The organism is Brevundimonas sp. FV1ye28 (assembly GCF_058681135.1).
Map to the genome: position 1 here is coordinate 370441 of NZ_CM178731.1, position 14404 is coordinate 384844.

Consider the following 14404-nt stretch of genomic DNA (forward strand, 5'->3'; position numbering starts at 1 on the left):
CATGGGTGGAGGGGAGGGCTGATCGAACTCTTGAGGGTCGAGCTCTCTGCGCTCAAAGACTCTGAACGGGGGACAGACCTTCCTCAACCCGACTCAAGGTGTTCCTCAAGGGGAGGCAGAAGGGCATCGCCTCGATCTCGAAAATGTCCCCCGGCTCGGTACGGATTCCGTCAGCGAAAGAAAGCGTCGCCGTGCCGTAGAAATGCACGTGCACGTCGCCCGGACGCCGGAACTGCCGATATTTGAAGTGGTGATGCTCAAGGTTTTGCAGGCTGTGGGCCATATTGTCCTCGCCGGACAGGAAAGGCTTCTCCCAAATAACTGACCCATCGCGACGGATACGGCTGCGGCCACGCACGTCGGTGGGTGCCGGCCCGATCAGCAACTCCGGCCCAAGTGCTGCCTGGCGCAGCTTCGAATGGGCGAGCCACAGATAGTTGTGCCGTTCCGTGACGTGGTCGCTGAACTCGTTGCCCAGGCACAGGCCCAGCCGCCACGGCGTCCCGTCCGGCCCGATCACATAGACGCCCGCGAGTTCCGGCTCTTCGCCGCCGTCTCGTGCGAAAGCCGGCATGGTCAGGGGCTGGCCAGGTCCGACGAGTTGGGATCCATCGCCCTTGTAGAACCATTCGGGTTGCTGACCGGTCTCGCCCGGTCCAGGCCTGCCGCCTTCCAGACCCTCGAGAAACATCCGCATGGAATCGGTCTGATGCTCAGCCGCCGCGGCGTCCCGGTGCATCTGGTCGCGGCCCTCGGCAGAGCCCAGGTGGGTGAGGCCGGTGCCGGTGACGATCAGGTGAGCCGGATCGAGGTGATCGATGGGCGCCAGGATTCTGCCGGCGTCCAGAGCTTCAAGCAGATCGACAGAGCCCTCGACCCCGCGCGATTTCACCGCATCGGTAAGGCTCGTTCCCGACTCGATGGCCTGAGACGCCAGGTCGTAGATGCGCTCGACGTCCCGGACGAACCCGGCCTGACCGTCATCCGCCGCAATGACCTGGCGGCGGCCGTTCTCGTTCTGATGCTGCAACAGGCGCATGGTCGAGCGGTCAGTCGCTTGCCGACAGTCGATAGACCATGACGTGCCTGTAAGGCCGCTCAGGATCGACCCGGGCCGAGGCGAAGGTCGGCTCGTTCGGTGCGTTGGGAAACTTCTGCGGCTCCAGGGCCAGGCCGTCGCCCATTCGGTAAAGGTGGCCGCCCTTGCCGACCAGGGTCCCGTCGAGGAAATTGCCCGAATAGACCTGAAGCCCCGGCTCGGTGGTCAGCACCTCCAGAATGCGCCCGCTTTCCGGATCCTCCAGACGAGCGGCCAGCTGCGGCTGGTCGGTGACGCCCTTGTCGAGCGCATAGTTGTGGTCGTAGCCCCGACCCAGGCGGATCTGTTCGTCCCGACCGTCGCGCAATCCGTCGCCGAGAACGCGCGGCGTGCGAAAATCGAACACCGTCCCGTCGACCGAGCGGAGTTCGCCGGTCGGGATCAACGCCGCATCGACCGGCGTGAAGGCCTCTGCGGGGATCGTCAGCCGATGGTTCTCTATGCCGCCTGAGCCGCCTTCTCCCGCCAGGTTGAAGATGGCGTGGTTGGTCATGTTGACGATGGTCGGCGCCGACGTCGCCGCCTCGAAGACGATCGTCAGAGCGCCTGTTTCGTCCAGGCTGTAGGTGACGGTAACGTCCAGCCTTCCGGGGTAGCCTGCGTCGCCGTCCGGACTGACGTGGGACAACACCACGCTGGCCTCCGGCCCGCTCTCGATCGAGGTCACGCGCCAGACCGCCTTATCGAAGGCCTGACCGCCGCCGTGAAGCGAGTTGGTCATGTCGTTGAGCGGGAGTTGAAAGCTGCGCCCGTCCAGGGTGAACCGTCCGCCGGCGATGCGGTTGGCGTAGCGGCCGACCGTCACGCCGAAATAGTTCGGGTGGGCTTCATAGTCGGACGCGGCGTCATAGCCCAGGACCACGTCGGCGATCCTGCCCTGGCGATCGGGACCGCTCAGCGACTGCAAGGTCGCCCCATAGGTGAGGATGCGGGCGGTCACGCCGTGATCGTTGCTGAGGACGATCGCTTCGATCGCCGTGCCGTCCGCCAGCACGCCCGCAGCTTCCCGTCGCGCCTCTGCCGCGTCCACAGCGTTCGCGCCCGTCATCCAGACACAGGCCGCCAAGGCCAGTCCGCGCCAGATCATCGTCATCCCGTGCTTTCCCACTACCGACGTTGACGCCCGGCTTGGCGCGCACAATAGTCTGACAATTGAGACGAGAGCAAGCAGCGCCGGGAGCTCCCGGAATGACAGGCTTGCCCGAGGGAAGGACACGATCATGGCTGGACCCGCATCGATCGGCGCGACCGCCGCCGAGCCTCAAACCACGGCGCCCGGCGGGCCGGGGGCGCGCGCCGTGCTGTCCCTTTTGGCCACGCTGTTCTTCATGTGGGGCTTCATCACCGTCATCAACAACACGTTGCTGCCGCACCTGCGCAGCGTGTTCGAGCTGGATTACACCCGCACCACCCTGATCGAGTCGGTGTGGTTCATCGCCTATTTCGTGGCCTCGATCCCCTCAGCCAAACTGATCGAGCGGATCGGCTACAAGCGGTCGATCGTGACGGGCCTCGGGGTCATGGCGGTCGGTGCCCTGTTCATGGTCCCGGCGGCCAGGTTGGCGTCCTATGAACTGGTGCTGACGGCCCTATTCGTGATCGCCAGCGGCATCACCCTGCTTCAGGTCGCCGCCAACCCTTACGTCACCGTGATCGGGCCGCCCGAGACGGGATCGTCGCGTCTGAACCTGGTACAGGCATTCAACTCCCTGGGGACCACCCTGGCGCCCCTGTTTGCCGGCTATCTGATCCTGGGTCGGTCCAGTGGCGGGACGGCCGAGGGCGAGGTCGTGCTGAGCGCGGCCGAACGCTACGCCGACGCCCAGTCCGTCATCCTGCCCTACATCATCGTGGCGGTGGTCCTGGCCCTGCTGGCGGTGGTTATCGCCCGGTTCCCGCTGCCCGCCATCCACGCTTCGGGTCGGCGCGCCGGCGCGGCCGAGCGCAAGGGCCTTTCCCTGTGGCGGCATCGCAATCTGGTTTGGGGCGTGCCGGCCATCTTCATCTATCTGATCGCCGAGATAGGCGTGGCGAACCTGTTCATCAACTTCGTGTCCCAGCCTGACATCGCCGCGATCAGCCAAGAGGAGGCCTCGCGCTATCTCGCCATCCTGTGGGGCGGGATGATGGTGGGGCGGTTCTTCGGCAGCTGGCTGACGCACCGCTTCCCGGCCGACAGGGTCCTGGCCGTCTTCGCCGTCGGCGCCTTCGTCGTGATGACCGTGGCGACCTTCGCCAGCGGGCCTGTCGCCATGTGGGCGCTCATCTCGGTCGGCCTGTTCCACTCCATCATGTTCCCCACGATCTTCACTCTCGGCATCAAGGGGCTGGGGCCGTTGACGGAGGAGGGCTCCGGCCTGCTGATCATGGCCATCGCGGGCGGCGCTTTAGTCGTGGTGCAGGGCTGGCTTGCGGACCGTTACGGCCTGCAACTGTCGTTCCTGCTGACGGTCGTTTGTGAGCTGTACATCCTATTCTACGCCCTGTGGGGTTCCAAGCCGACCAACGCCGTTCCGTCGCCGGAAGGCGGCGCCTGAACCCGATGTTCCGGCCGGTCGCTGCGGATCGCGCCAACCCGAGGAGACTCCCAAGATGAATCGCCGCTCGATCTGCGCTTCGACCCTCGCCCTGACATTGGCGGGGGCGCTCGGCTTTTCGGCGCAGTCGGCTCCGGCCCAGACCTCGCCGGTCACGCTGGCTGCGGCCCCTGCGGAGCCGAACGCCATCCCCCTCGACACCGGCGGGGTGGAAGGCCAGACCGCGCCCGAGACCTGGTTCAACCAGTGGGGCGACGTCTTCACCCGCAACGTCACGGTCGCGACCCTGACGCCCTTCCTGCCCGCGCCGGGCACGGGCAACGGCGCCGCCGTAGTGGTGGTGCCCGGCGGGGGTCTGCGCTGGCTGTCCATGAACAACGAGGGCTGGGAGGTCGCCCAGGCCCTGGCCGATCGCGGGGTCGCCGCCTTCGTGCTGAAGTACCGGCTGCAGCCCACGCCCGCCGACCTCGCCGCCTTCGAGCGAAACATGAACGGTATGTTCGCCGAGGGCGAGCGACGGCCCCCGCGTCCGACCGTCAGCGCCCTGTCGGCTCAGTCCGGTGAGCCCTTTGCCCATCCCGTCGCGGACGCCGAGGCCGCCTTCGCCCTGATCCGCTCGCGCGCCGCCGAATGGGGCGTGGATCCCGACCGCATCGGCATGATGGGCTTCTCGGCCGGCGCGGGCACGACCCTGGCCACCACCCTGGCCGGCGGCGCGGCCAAGCCGGCCTTCATCGCGCCCATCTATGGCGCCATGGACGCCGTCGAGGTTCCAGCCGACGCCCCGCCCATGTTCGTCGCCCTGGCTATCGACGACCCGCTGTTCGGCGGCCGAGGGTTCGGTCTGGTCGAGGCCTGGCACCAGGCGGGAAAGCCCGTGGAGCTGCACCTGTATCAGAACGGCGGCCACGGCTTCGGCCTGGGCAATCCGGGTCGAACCAGCCTCGGCTGGTTCGACGTCTTCATGCGCTGGATGGAGGCGAACGGTTTCCTGCGCCCCGACGCCTGACGCCGTCCCGGCTGGCCAGGCCTACTGGGGCAGGACCGCGTCGCTGATCACGCGGAACGCGGTCTCGCCGCCCGCGGCGGGCGGCAGGCCCGCGCGTTGTCCTGGCTGGCCGCCGCCGATCCAGACCGTGACCGTGCCCGGCGTGATGCGCCTGACGCCGTCCTCGCCCACCAGGCTCAGGGCGCGATCCTCGAGCGCGAAGCGGACCGTGCGGGTCTCTCCGCGCGCCAGACGCACGCGCTCGAACCCGGCGAGCGAGCGGATCGGCGCGCCCGGGACATCCGGGTGGCTAAGGTACAGTTGAACCACCTCGTCGGCGTCCCTGTCGCCCGTGTTCGTGACGTCGACCGAGACCGTCAGAGATTGATCGGCCCGCACCTGGCTCCGCGAAACGCGCGGTCGACCGTATCTGAAGCTCGAATAGGACAGGCCGTAGCCGAACGGATACAGGGCCTCGCCCCTGAAGTAGCGATAGGTTCGGTTTTCCATGGCGTAGTCGCCGAAGGCGGGAAGATCCTCGACCGACCGGTAGACCGTCACCGGCAAGCGGCCGGCGGGACTGAAGTCGCCGGCGATCAGGCGCGCGATCGCTTCGCCGCCCTGACCGCCCGGATACCAGGCCTCGACGATGGCCGGGACGTTCTGATCCGCCCATTCGACGCTCAGGGCGCTGCCGTTCATCAGCACGAGGATGACAGACTTGCCGACGGCGGCCACCTGCTCCAGCAGCCGCTGCTGGGCGGTTGGAAGGTCGATGGCGGTGCGATCTCCGCCGAGGAAGCCCGGCACCTGCACCCGCATCTCCTCGCCCTCGACCTCATGCGTGAGGCCGGCGGCGAAAACCACCACGTCGGCGTCCCGGGCCGCCGCCAGAGCCTGCTGCAGGCCCTCGTCGCCCGGCGTGCTCCACATCAGCCTTTCGTCGCCCTGATCCTGGCGCTGGAAGGCCTCGACCCGGATCGCATAGGTCCGGCCCGCCTGGAGGGACGCAGCCCCCGTGGCGATGGCCGGTCGCCAGTCGACATCCCAGGCGTCCACAACCAGGGCACCGTCGATCCAGATGCGATAGCCGCCGTTGGCGACGTAGCGGAACCTGTGCTCGCCCGTCTCAGTGGGCGTGATGAAGCCGGTCCACCGGGTCGCGCCGCTGCGTTGCTCGCCCTGCCAGCGTTCTGCGGCGTTCGGCGTCACCTCGGTCGACAGCGGATCGGCGTCCATGGCGGGAGAGGCGAAACGCGTGGCGCTCAGGCCGCTCCGGCGGCAGTCCGCATCCGCGCACAGAACGACGTCCGGCACCGGAGCCAGAGCCGGATCGATCAAGCCCGAGCCCTGAACCACGGTGACCCGGGCGTCGGGAAAGCGTCGACGGAGACCCTCAGCGAGGGTGACCGGATGGGAGGGCGAACCGTTGTAGTTGCCGACCAGAGGCTCGACGCTGTCTCCGTTGGGACCGATCACCGCAATCGACTGAGGCGGATCGCGCAGAGGCAGCATCCCGCCTTCGTTTCGGAGCAGCACCATCGACTCTTCGGCGACGCGCAGGGCGACGGCGCGGTGGGCTTCGGTGTCGTTGTCGGCGGGTGTGATGCCGGGAAAGACCTGTGCCGGAGGATCGAACTGGCCCAGCTGGAACCGCGCCGTGAACAGTCGGCCGAGGGCGACGTCCAGTTCCGCCTCGGTCAGCAGCCCCTGCCGGACGGCCCCCAGGACGTGCTGGCTTTCCTCCGGACCGCCACAGATCAGGTCCATTCCGGCGCGAAACGCCACCGTCACACCGGCCTCCGGGGTCTGGGTGTAGCCATGCTCGTTGGCGCGATAGATGTTGGCGACCGCGTCGCAGTCGGAAACCACGTAACCGTCGAAGCCCCAGGCCTGACGAAGAACGTCGCGCAGCAGGGGCTCATTGGCGCAGGCCGGGGCGCCGTCGATGGCGTTGTAGGCGCACATGACGGATCCCGCCCCGCCCTCGATCACGGTGGCGCGGAAGGCCGGCAGATAGGTTTCGTGCAGGTCGCGGGCGCTGGGGTGGATGTCGTCGCGATGCCGGCTCGGCTCCGGCCCGCTGTGCACCGCGTAATGTTTGGGCGTGGCGATGGTCCGCAGGTATCCGCCGCCCTCGACCTGAAGGCCGCGCACGAAGGCGACGCCCAAGCGCGACGTCAGATGAGGGTCCTCGCCATAGCTTTCCTGGCCCCGGCCCCAGCGCGGATCGCGGAAGATGTTGATGTTGGGCGACCAGACGGTCAGGCCCCCGAACCAGTCGCTGCCGCCGAACCTGTGGCGGTCCTCCACATGCTTGGCCCGGAACTCGGTGGAGATGATCTCGGCGACCTGGCCGATCAGGGGCGCGTTCCAGGTGGCGGCCATGCCGATCGCCTGGGGGAAGACGGTCGCCTCTCCGGCGCCGGCGACACCGTGCAGACCTTCATTCCACCAGTTGTATTCACGGATGCCGAGATGCGGGACGGCGGTCGCGTCGTTGACCAGTTGCGACGCCTTCTCCTCCAAGGTCATGCGCGACACTAGGTCCGAAGCGCGTTCGGCGGCGCTGAGCGATGTGTCTTGGTAGGGCGCCGTCTCCTGCGCGGCTGCGGCTCCGGCGAGCGCCGCCAGAGTGAACGCCAGTGCTGATGCAACAGACAGCAGGCGTCGCTTCCAGCGCATATCCCGTCCGATCGTCTCGACCATGCTTGTCGCCCCTTGCTAGCCCAGACGATATGTCAGACAAATGGGCAGATGTTCAAGCGATGACGGCCGCAGCTTCGGTCGCGGGATGGAGAATGACGATGCCGGCGCTTTTTCCCGATCTCGCCGGCCAGGTGGTCCTCGTCACGGGGGGCGCCGCAGGGATCGGAGCCGCCATCGTCCGCGCGTTCTTCGCCCAAGGATGCCGTGTCGGTTTTCTGGATATCGACACTGATCGGGGGCGCGCCCTGGAGGCCGAAATCCTTCGATCGGGTCAGGGAGATGTCGCCTTCTTCGACTGCGATCTGACGGATGTCGGAGCGCTCCGCTCGGCGATCGGGCGGGTCCGCGATCGCTTCGGCTCCATCGACGCCCTTATCAACAACGCCGCCCATGACGAACGTCACCAGACGCTGGAGGTCACGGAAGACTATTGGGACGGCCGCATCGCGGTGAACCTGAAACATCAGTTCTTCGCCGCCCAGTCCGTGCTGCCGGACATGATGGCCAAGAAGAGGGGATCGATCCTGAATCTGGGTTCAACGTCCTGGATGATCGGGCAGGGGGGTATGGCGGCCTATACGGCGTCGAAGTCGGCAGTGCTGGGGCTCACGCGATCGCTGGCGCGGGACTTCGGAGAACACGGCGTGCGGGTCAACGCCCTGGCCCCCGGCTGGATCATGACCGAGCGCCAACTCGCGCTGTGGGTCACGCCGGAAACCGAAAAAGAGCTTTACGAGAGACAGTGTCTCAAGCGGCGACTCGTGCCGGACGACATCGCGCGGGTCGCGGTGTTTCTGACATCGGATGAGGCTTCGGCGATCACCAATCAGCAGTATGTGGTGGACGGCGGCTGGACCTGACCTCCGGCTCGGAGGGCCGGTCGCCGCTCAGCGCACTTCGACGACGGCGACGGACTTGGGCGGAAGATCGAAGGTCAGCTCGCCGTCCGAGACGCGGCCTGCGAAGGGCGCGGGCTCGACGACGTTCGGGCTCTCGAAGCTGTTATGGCTGTCAACGTTCGGAGCGGTCAGCACCCGCCCGGTCGCGCTCACGACATCGCCCGCCATCCTCACGGTCATGGTTCTGGAGCGTTCCGGATCGACATTGACCAGGGACAGCCACAGCTTGCCTTGCGTATCGCGCGCGGCAACGACATCCGCGCCAGGCACAGTGACGTCCCCGAACACATAGGACGCCGCGTCGAAGGTCGAAGGCGCGAGGGTCGCTCCCTGGAACGGCACATACATCTCGTAGACATGATAGGTCGGCGTCAGGACCATGGTCGGGCCGTCGGTCAGGATCATGGCCTGCAGAACATTGACCATCTGGGCGATGTTGGTCCCCCGCACCCGGGCGGCGTGCCGCATGAAGATGTTCAGGTTCAGAGCGGCGATGACGGCGTCGCGCATCGTGTTCTGCTGTTGCAGGAAGCTGGGGTTGCTGCCCGGCATCGGGTCAGCCCACACGCCCCATTCGTCGACGAACAGGGCCAGCGTCTTGTCGGGGTCATAGCGGTCCATGATGGCCGTCTGGGCGGTGATCCAGCCTTCCATCCTGAGCGTCGCGCGGATGCCTTTGGCGTATTCGTCCTCGCCGAAGCCGACGCTGGGGCCCTTGGCCTCCCAACTGTTCGGGATGGTATAGCCGTGCAGGGACACGCCCTCGATGTCCCAACTCCAGACCTTGTCCTTCCAGGCCTGCATCACCGCTTCGGTATAGTCCTCGTTGCCGCTGTCCCAACCCACGGCGACCCGCTGCATGGCGTTTTCGCCGGTCTGGGCCCGGTCGAGATTGCGGGAATAGATGGCGAACTGCTTCATCTTCTCGACGTAGTGTTCGGGCGACATGGCGCCGCCGCAGCCCCAGTTCTCGTTACCCAGCCCCAGATATTTGATCCGGTAAGGTTCGGGATGGCCGTTGGCCGCACGCTCCTGGGCCAGCGAGGTCGGCTGGTCGGCGGTCATGTACTCGAGCCAGTCCGCCGCTTCCTGCACCGTGCCGGAGCCGACGTTGACCGACAGGAACACGTCCGTGCCCAGCTGGTCGGCGAAATCCATGAACTCGTGAGTTCCGAAGCTGTTGGGCTCAATGACATTGCCCCAGCTGGCGTTCAGCCGGCGCCGCCGCTCGGACGCCGGACCGATGCCGTCGCGCCAGTGATATTCGTCGGCGAAACATCCTCCCGGCCATCGGACATTCGGCACCTTGATCGCTCTCAATGCCTGGACGACGTCGCTGCGAATGCCGCGCACGTTGGGGATGGATGAATCCGGCCCGACCCAGACACCGCCGTAGATTCCGGTGCCCAGATGTTCGGCGAACTGGCCAAAGATATTCGGGTCGATCGTCGGGCCGGCCGAGGTCGAAGCGACCTCGACGACAACCGGCGTTCCGGCCGTCTGCGCCATCGCGAGCGAAGCCTGAGCGAGCATCGCCACGGTCATGGCTGCGCCGACGAACCGTCGGGCTGTCAGTCGAACCATCAGAGCGGCCTTTCACGAACGGGGGAATGATTGGATCAAGCGGTCGCCGGCAACCGCCGCTGCCGCAGGGATACTAGGATATTGTCAGACATTTGCCAGTCTGGCCACATCTACCCCCGGGCCACGTCGTCCGCGACGGCGACGGCTAAATCTTCGGCTGTCGGGGCTTGATTGGAAGGCGCCCGCTGCGGCGTCTTCGTCGGGTCAACGTCGCGGCGGCCCCGATGACTCGCGCACGATCAGTTGGTGCGGGTGGTCCCGTCTCATCGTCACAGGCGTGCCGTCCAGCTGGGCCACCACCATTTCGGTGGCGACGGCGGCCATCTCGAAGACCGGCTGTCTGACCGTGGTGAGGCGGGGCCATGTGATCCGAGAGACTTCCGAATCGTCAAAGCCGACGATCGAGAGGTCTTCTGGAGCCGAGACGCCCCGCTCGCGGGCCGCCATCATCGCGCCGACCGCCATGTCGTCGTTCTGGGCCAGGATCGCGGTCATTCGCTCACCGCGGTCAAACAGGCGCGACGCCGCCTCGTGCCCGCTCGTCCGGGTGAACAGTCCGGGCTCTACGAGATTTGTCTCTATCGCCAAGCCGGCGGCCTCGAAGGCTTGTCGGTAACCCGTCATTCGAGCAGCGGTCGCAGCATGGGTAGGGTCGCCCTTGATCACCGCGATCGACACATGGCCCAGGCCCAGCAGGTGCTCCGCCGCTTCACGAGCCGCCGCGACGTCATCGATCACATTGCTGGGCCCGGCCTGGAAATCCTGGGTGGGCGCTATGCGGGCGAAGCGGATACCGGCGGCTGTCAGATCTCTCAAAATGCACGGATTATCGGATGCCGGAGGGGCGAGAACGACGCCGTCCAGCGCGGCCGACCGCAGCAGACCCACGACTTCGGCAGCGCGATCTGTGACGGAGGAAACCGGGATCACGACCAGCCGATAGCGGGTCGCCTTCAGGCGATCGAGGACGCCCATCTGCAACTCGACCACGTAGCTGGGCGAGGGGTTTTCATACAAGAGGCCGATCAGATGCGATCGCCGCCGCACCAATCCCTGGGCGAAGACGTTCGGGTGATAGTCCAAGTTTTCGGCGGCTTCTCGCACGCGCTTGCGTACGGCGTCGCTTACATTGGGCGCGTCATTGAAGACCCGCGAGACGGTTTTGATCGATACTCCGGCGGCCATGCCCACATCAACAATGGTCGCCCGCCGCCGTGCCGTCACTTCTCCGTCTCGTCCTTCCGGCGATTGCCCACCGTACGGCTAGCCGCTTGTCACGGACGGGTCCAGCGTGGACCCCCGACCACATCTGGACAAATTGCAGGTAGCGCTAACATTATCCCGATTGACAACGTACGACAATTGGCGACTTCTCTCGCTCAGCGGTATCCACACCGCCAGAAAAATGACGTTGGCCCAGTCAACGCGGAGGGAAACAATGAGGAATACGACGTTTGTGAAGACGCTTGCCCGATCGACATCGGCCCTCGCGCTGATGTCCGGTCTTGTTCTCCCGGTCAGCGCGATGGCGCAGACCGCGCCATCCGGTACGCCCGCGCAGGAAGAGACGGCGCTGGACGAGATCATCGTCACCGGCCTGCGGGCGAGCCTTGACCGTGCGATGGACATCAAGCGGAACTCGTCCGGCGTGGTTGACGCCATCTCGGCCGAGGACATCGGCAAATTCCCTGACACCAACCTGGCGGAGTCGCTTCAACGGGTCAGCGGCGTCTCGATCAACCGGGTCAACGGCGAAGGTTCCGAAGTTACGGTTCGCGGCTTTGGCGGCGGTTTCAACCTAGTCACTCTGAACGGTCGTCAAATGCCGACGGCGAACGTCGTGGCCGTAGGCGGCGATCAGAACGTCGATTTCGCGACGGCGACCAGCCGATCATTCGACTTCTCGAATATCGCCTCCGAGGCGGTCGGGCGTCTGGAGGTCTACAAGACCGGCCGGGCCGCGATGCCCTCGGGCGGCATCGGTGCAACGATCAACGTCGTGACGCGACGGCCCCTCGACAATCGTGAGCCCGGCCTGGAAGGCAGCTTTGGCGTCAAGGCCGTCGCCGACACCAGCGTCGATCGCGGTGATGAGTTCACACCGGAAGCCTCCGGACTGCTGAGCTGGACAGACGACGACCAGCGGTTCGGCGTCCAAGTGTTCGGCAGCTATCAAAGCCGCGACAGCGCGGCGGCCAGCGCCACGTCCAACGCGTGGAACATCAGGACGCGCGACGCCTTCCTCGATCCGGCCAACGGCTTCGTCAACGCTCAGACCACCGTCACCAACCGACCATCGACGAACCAGTTGATCTCGGTGCCGAACGACAGCCGTTATCATTTCTCGGAATCCACCCGCGAACGGATCAACGGCCAGGCGGTGTTCCAGTGGCGTCCGGTGGACACCCTGACCCTGACCGCCGACGTGCTGTACGCTGAGAACAGCGTGACGGAATCGCGTTCGGACCAGACCAACTGGTTCAACCGGCCCTTCCGCCAGGTGACGTTCGACGCCAACCCCGCCGTCGCCACGACCGTGTTCCTGCAGGAGAACATCAGCGGCGTGAAGGATACCGGCTTCGAGCAACAGTACCGGGCGACCAAAGACACGCTCAAATCCTACGGCCTGAATGCCGAGTGGGATCTGACGGATCAGCTCTCGCTCACGCTCGACGGCCATGTTTCGACAGCCGAAAGCCTGCCGGACTCCTCCAACGGCGCGTCTTCGACCCTGATCAGCCTGGGCGCTCCGGTCATCGCGGCTCACTCGGTCGATTACAGCAGCGGTTTCCCGGTCCAGAACATCACGATCAACGATGCCCTTCGCGGCAACAACAACGGCCGTCTCGACATCGGCGACATCGGGTCCCAGATCGCCCGCACGAACGCGTCCCAGCAACGTCAGGAAATCAAGGAACTGCACGCTGCGGGCGCCTATGATTTCGGCGGCGGCACCCGCTTCGACTTCGGCGGAAACTGGATCAACTCGGAGATGACCAGTCAGCGGACCCAGACCCAGCAGACCCTGGGCGACTGGGGCATCACCAACCCTGGCGATGTGAACCGGTTCGCCGCAGGCCTGCTGGAAGAGTTCTGCATCACCTGCCAGTTCGACCACTTCAACCCGGGTGCGACCGGAGCCTCTCTGGTCGGGTTCCGCGGCAATGCGATCGACATCTACAACGCCCTGTCCGGCGTCTATGCTGCGGACCGGAACCCCTTGAACAACACCGCCGATCCCGGCAATCCCGATGCGATCACGGGCCAGGACTTCAACACGGTGGAGGAAGAAACCTGGGCCCTGTACGGCCAGGTCAGCTGGAACGGAGAGATCGGGGCGATGCCGACCTCGATGACGGCGGGCATTCGCTACGAGTCCACCGACGTCAACTCGACCTCTCTCGTCGCCGTTCCCACGGAAATCCGCTGGACCGCAGACAACGACTTCACCCGCATCGTCGGCGCCCAGGTCCAGCCCATCAGCGGGGAGGGCAGCTATGACTACTGGCTACCGGCTCTGGACTTCTCGATCGAACCCCGGGACGACGTGAAGCTGCGCGCCTCCTTCAGCCGCACGCTCGCCCGTCCGGACTTCGGCAATCTGTTCGCGGCCAGCACCATCAACGCGCCGGGCCGGCCCACCGCCATCGGCGGCGTCGCGACCGGAAACTCCGGCAACCCGAACCTGCAGCCCCTGCTGTCGGACAACATCGACTTCTCGGCGGAATGGTATTTCGCCCCGTCCAGCTATGTATCGATCGGCTACTTCGACAAGCAGGTCAGAAACTTCATCGGCCAGGGTCAGTTCACGCGCAATCTGTTCGGTCTGCGCGACCCATCGTCGGGCGCCGCCGGTTCGCGCTCTGGGACGGCCCGCACGCAGCTGACGACACTCGGCGCCGACATCTCGGACGTGAACCTGTTCACCTACACGGCGCTTCTGATCCAGAACAACGGCAACGTCGCCGCCGCCACAACGCAGTTCCAGGCGCAGCGCACCGGACCGAACGGCTCGCTCAACCAGGCCTTCATCGACACGACGCTGGCGGCGGTGGACATCACAGCAGACGCCAACGACCCTCTGTTCCAGGTCTCGGTGTCCCAGCCGGTCAACAACGAGGAAGCCAACATCAACGGCTTCGAGTTCGCCGGTCAGTACTTCTTGGGCGACACGGGCTTCGGGATCGCGGGCTCCTATACGATCGTCAACGGCGACGTGGACATCGACGTCGGCGCCGACCCCAGCATCGACCAGTTCGCGCTGCTCGGTCTGTCGAACAGCGGCAACGTCACCCTGATCTACGATAACTACGGTGTCTCCGCCCGTCTCGCCTACAACTGGCGCGACGAGTACCTGAGCGAGACCAACCGTGGCGGCAACGATCGGAACCCCGTCTTCACGGAGCCTTTCGGAACGCTGGACATGAACATCAGCTACGACCTGACTGACAACATCGCCATCTCGTTCGAAGGCATCAACCTGACCAGCGAAGTGGTCAAGACTCACGGGCGCGACGAGACCAACCTCTGGTTCGCCCAGGAACTGAAACCGCGCTACCTCCTCGGCGCGCGCATGCGCTTCTGAACC

9 protein-coding genes are annotated in these 14404 nt (G+C 65.8%); 4 read left to right on the forward strand and 5 right to left on the reverse strand.

The features are described from left to right. Nucleotides 1-52 precede the first annotated feature (52 nt). Nucleotides 53-1039, reverse strand: coding sequence for an AraD1 family protein (gene araD1, locus ACW171_RS01870; RefSeq protein ID WP_492095396.1), 987 nt, complete (start codon nucleotides 1037-1039; stop codon nucleotides 53-55). A gap of 10 nt (nucleotides 1040-1049) precedes the next feature. Then, nucleotides 1050-2192, reverse strand: a complete 1143-nt coding sequence (locus tag ACW171_RS01875; RefSeq protein WP_492095398.1) for an aldose epimerase family protein — start codon at nucleotides 2190-2192, stop codon at nucleotides 1050-1052. Between the two features lie 127 nt (nucleotides 2193-2319). Between ACW171_RS01875 and ACW171_RS01880 the strand changes: the two genes are divergently transcribed. Then, complete coding sequence (locus ACW171_RS01880; protein ID WP_492095400.1) at nucleotides 2320-3636, forward strand: sugar MFS transporter; 1317 nt, start codon at nucleotides 2320-2322, stop codon at nucleotides 3634-3636. 55 nt (nucleotides 3637-3691) lie between these two features. Continuing rightward, nucleotides 3692-4645, forward strand: a complete 954-nt coding sequence (locus tag ACW171_RS01885; protein WP_492095402.1) for an alpha/beta hydrolase — start codon at nucleotides 3692-3694, stop codon at nucleotides 4643-4645. A 21-nt stretch (nucleotides 4646-4666) separates the two neighbouring features. Here ACW171_RS01885 and ACW171_RS01890 read toward each other — a convergent pair whose 3' ends face one another. After that, nucleotides 4667-7333: a glycoside hydrolase family 3 protein gene (locus tag ACW171_RS01890; protein ID WP_492095404.1), complete on the reverse strand. Its 2667-nt coding sequence runs from the start codon at nucleotides 7331-7333 to the stop codon at nucleotides 4667-4669. Nucleotides 7334-7431: 98 nt separating this feature from the next. Between ACW171_RS01890 and ACW171_RS01895 the strand changes: the two genes are divergently transcribed. Continuing rightward, nucleotides 7432-8193 (forward strand): SDR family NAD(P)-dependent oxidoreductase, encoded by a 762-nt coding sequence (locus ACW171_RS01895; RefSeq protein WP_492095406.1) that lies wholly within the window; start codon nucleotides 7432-7434, stop codon nucleotides 8191-8193. Nucleotides 8194-8220: 27 nt separating this feature from the next. On the opposite strand, the gene ACW171_RS01900 is transcribed toward ACW171_RS01895, so the two are convergent. Together ACW171_RS01900 and ACW171_RS01905 are read right to left on the reverse strand one after the other, a co-directional pair. Beyond that, the gene (locus ACW171_RS01900) at nucleotides 8221-9816 is read right to left on the reverse strand and encodes an alpha-N-arabinofuranosidase (protein ID WP_492095408.1); all 1596 of its coding nucleotides are present in this window, start codon (nucleotides 9814-9816) and stop codon (nucleotides 8221-8223) included. 204 nt (nucleotides 9817-10020) lie between these two features. Continuing rightward, on the reverse strand, nucleotides 10021-11007 hold the full coding sequence (locus ACW171_RS01905; protein ID WP_492095410.1) for a LacI family DNA-binding transcriptional regulator: 987 nt from the start codon (nucleotides 11005-11007) through the stop codon (nucleotides 10021-10023). Nucleotides 11008-11341: 334 nt separating this feature from the next. Here ACW171_RS01905 and ACW171_RS01910 point away from each other — a divergent pair, with 334 nt between their 5' ends. Further along, complete coding sequence (locus ACW171_RS01910; RefSeq protein WP_492095411.1) at nucleotides 11342-14401, forward strand: TonB-dependent receptor; 3060 nt, start codon at nucleotides 11342-11344, stop codon at nucleotides 14399-14401. Nucleotides 14402-14404 lie beyond the last annotated feature (3 nt).

Excerpts from the sequence above, each read along its gene's own strand:
- araD1 (WP_492095396.1), bottom strand. The coding sequence starts at position 1,039 with ATGCGCCTGTTGCAGCATCAGAACGAGAACGGCCGCCGCCAGGTCATT.
- ACW171_RS01875 (WP_492095398.1), bottom strand. The coding sequence starts at position 2,192 with ATGACGATGATCTGGCGCGGACTGGCCTTGGCGGCCTGTGTCTGGATG.
- ACW171_RS01880 (WP_492095400.1), top strand. The coding sequence starts at position 2,320 with ATGGCTGGACCCGCATCGATCGGCGCGACCGCCGCCGAGCCTCAAACC.
- ACW171_RS01885 (WP_492095402.1), top strand. The coding sequence starts at position 3,692 with ATGAATCGCCGCTCGATCTGCGCTTCGACCCTCGCCCTGACATTGGCG.
- ACW171_RS01890 (WP_492095404.1), bottom strand. The coding sequence starts at position 7,333 with ATGGTCGAGACGATCGGACGGGATATGCGCTGGAAGCGACGCCTGCTG.
- ACW171_RS01895 (WP_492095406.1), top strand. The coding sequence starts at position 7,432 with ATGCCGGCGCTTTTTCCCGATCTCGCCGGCCAGGTGGTCCTCGTCACG.
- ACW171_RS01900 (WP_492095408.1), bottom strand. The coding sequence starts at position 9,816 with ATGGTTCGACTGACAGCCCGACGGTTCGTCGGCGCAGCCATGACCGTG.
- ACW171_RS01910 (WP_492095411.1), top strand. The coding sequence starts at position 11,342 with ATGGCGCAGACCGCGCCATCCGGTACGCCCGCGCAGGAAGAGACGGCG.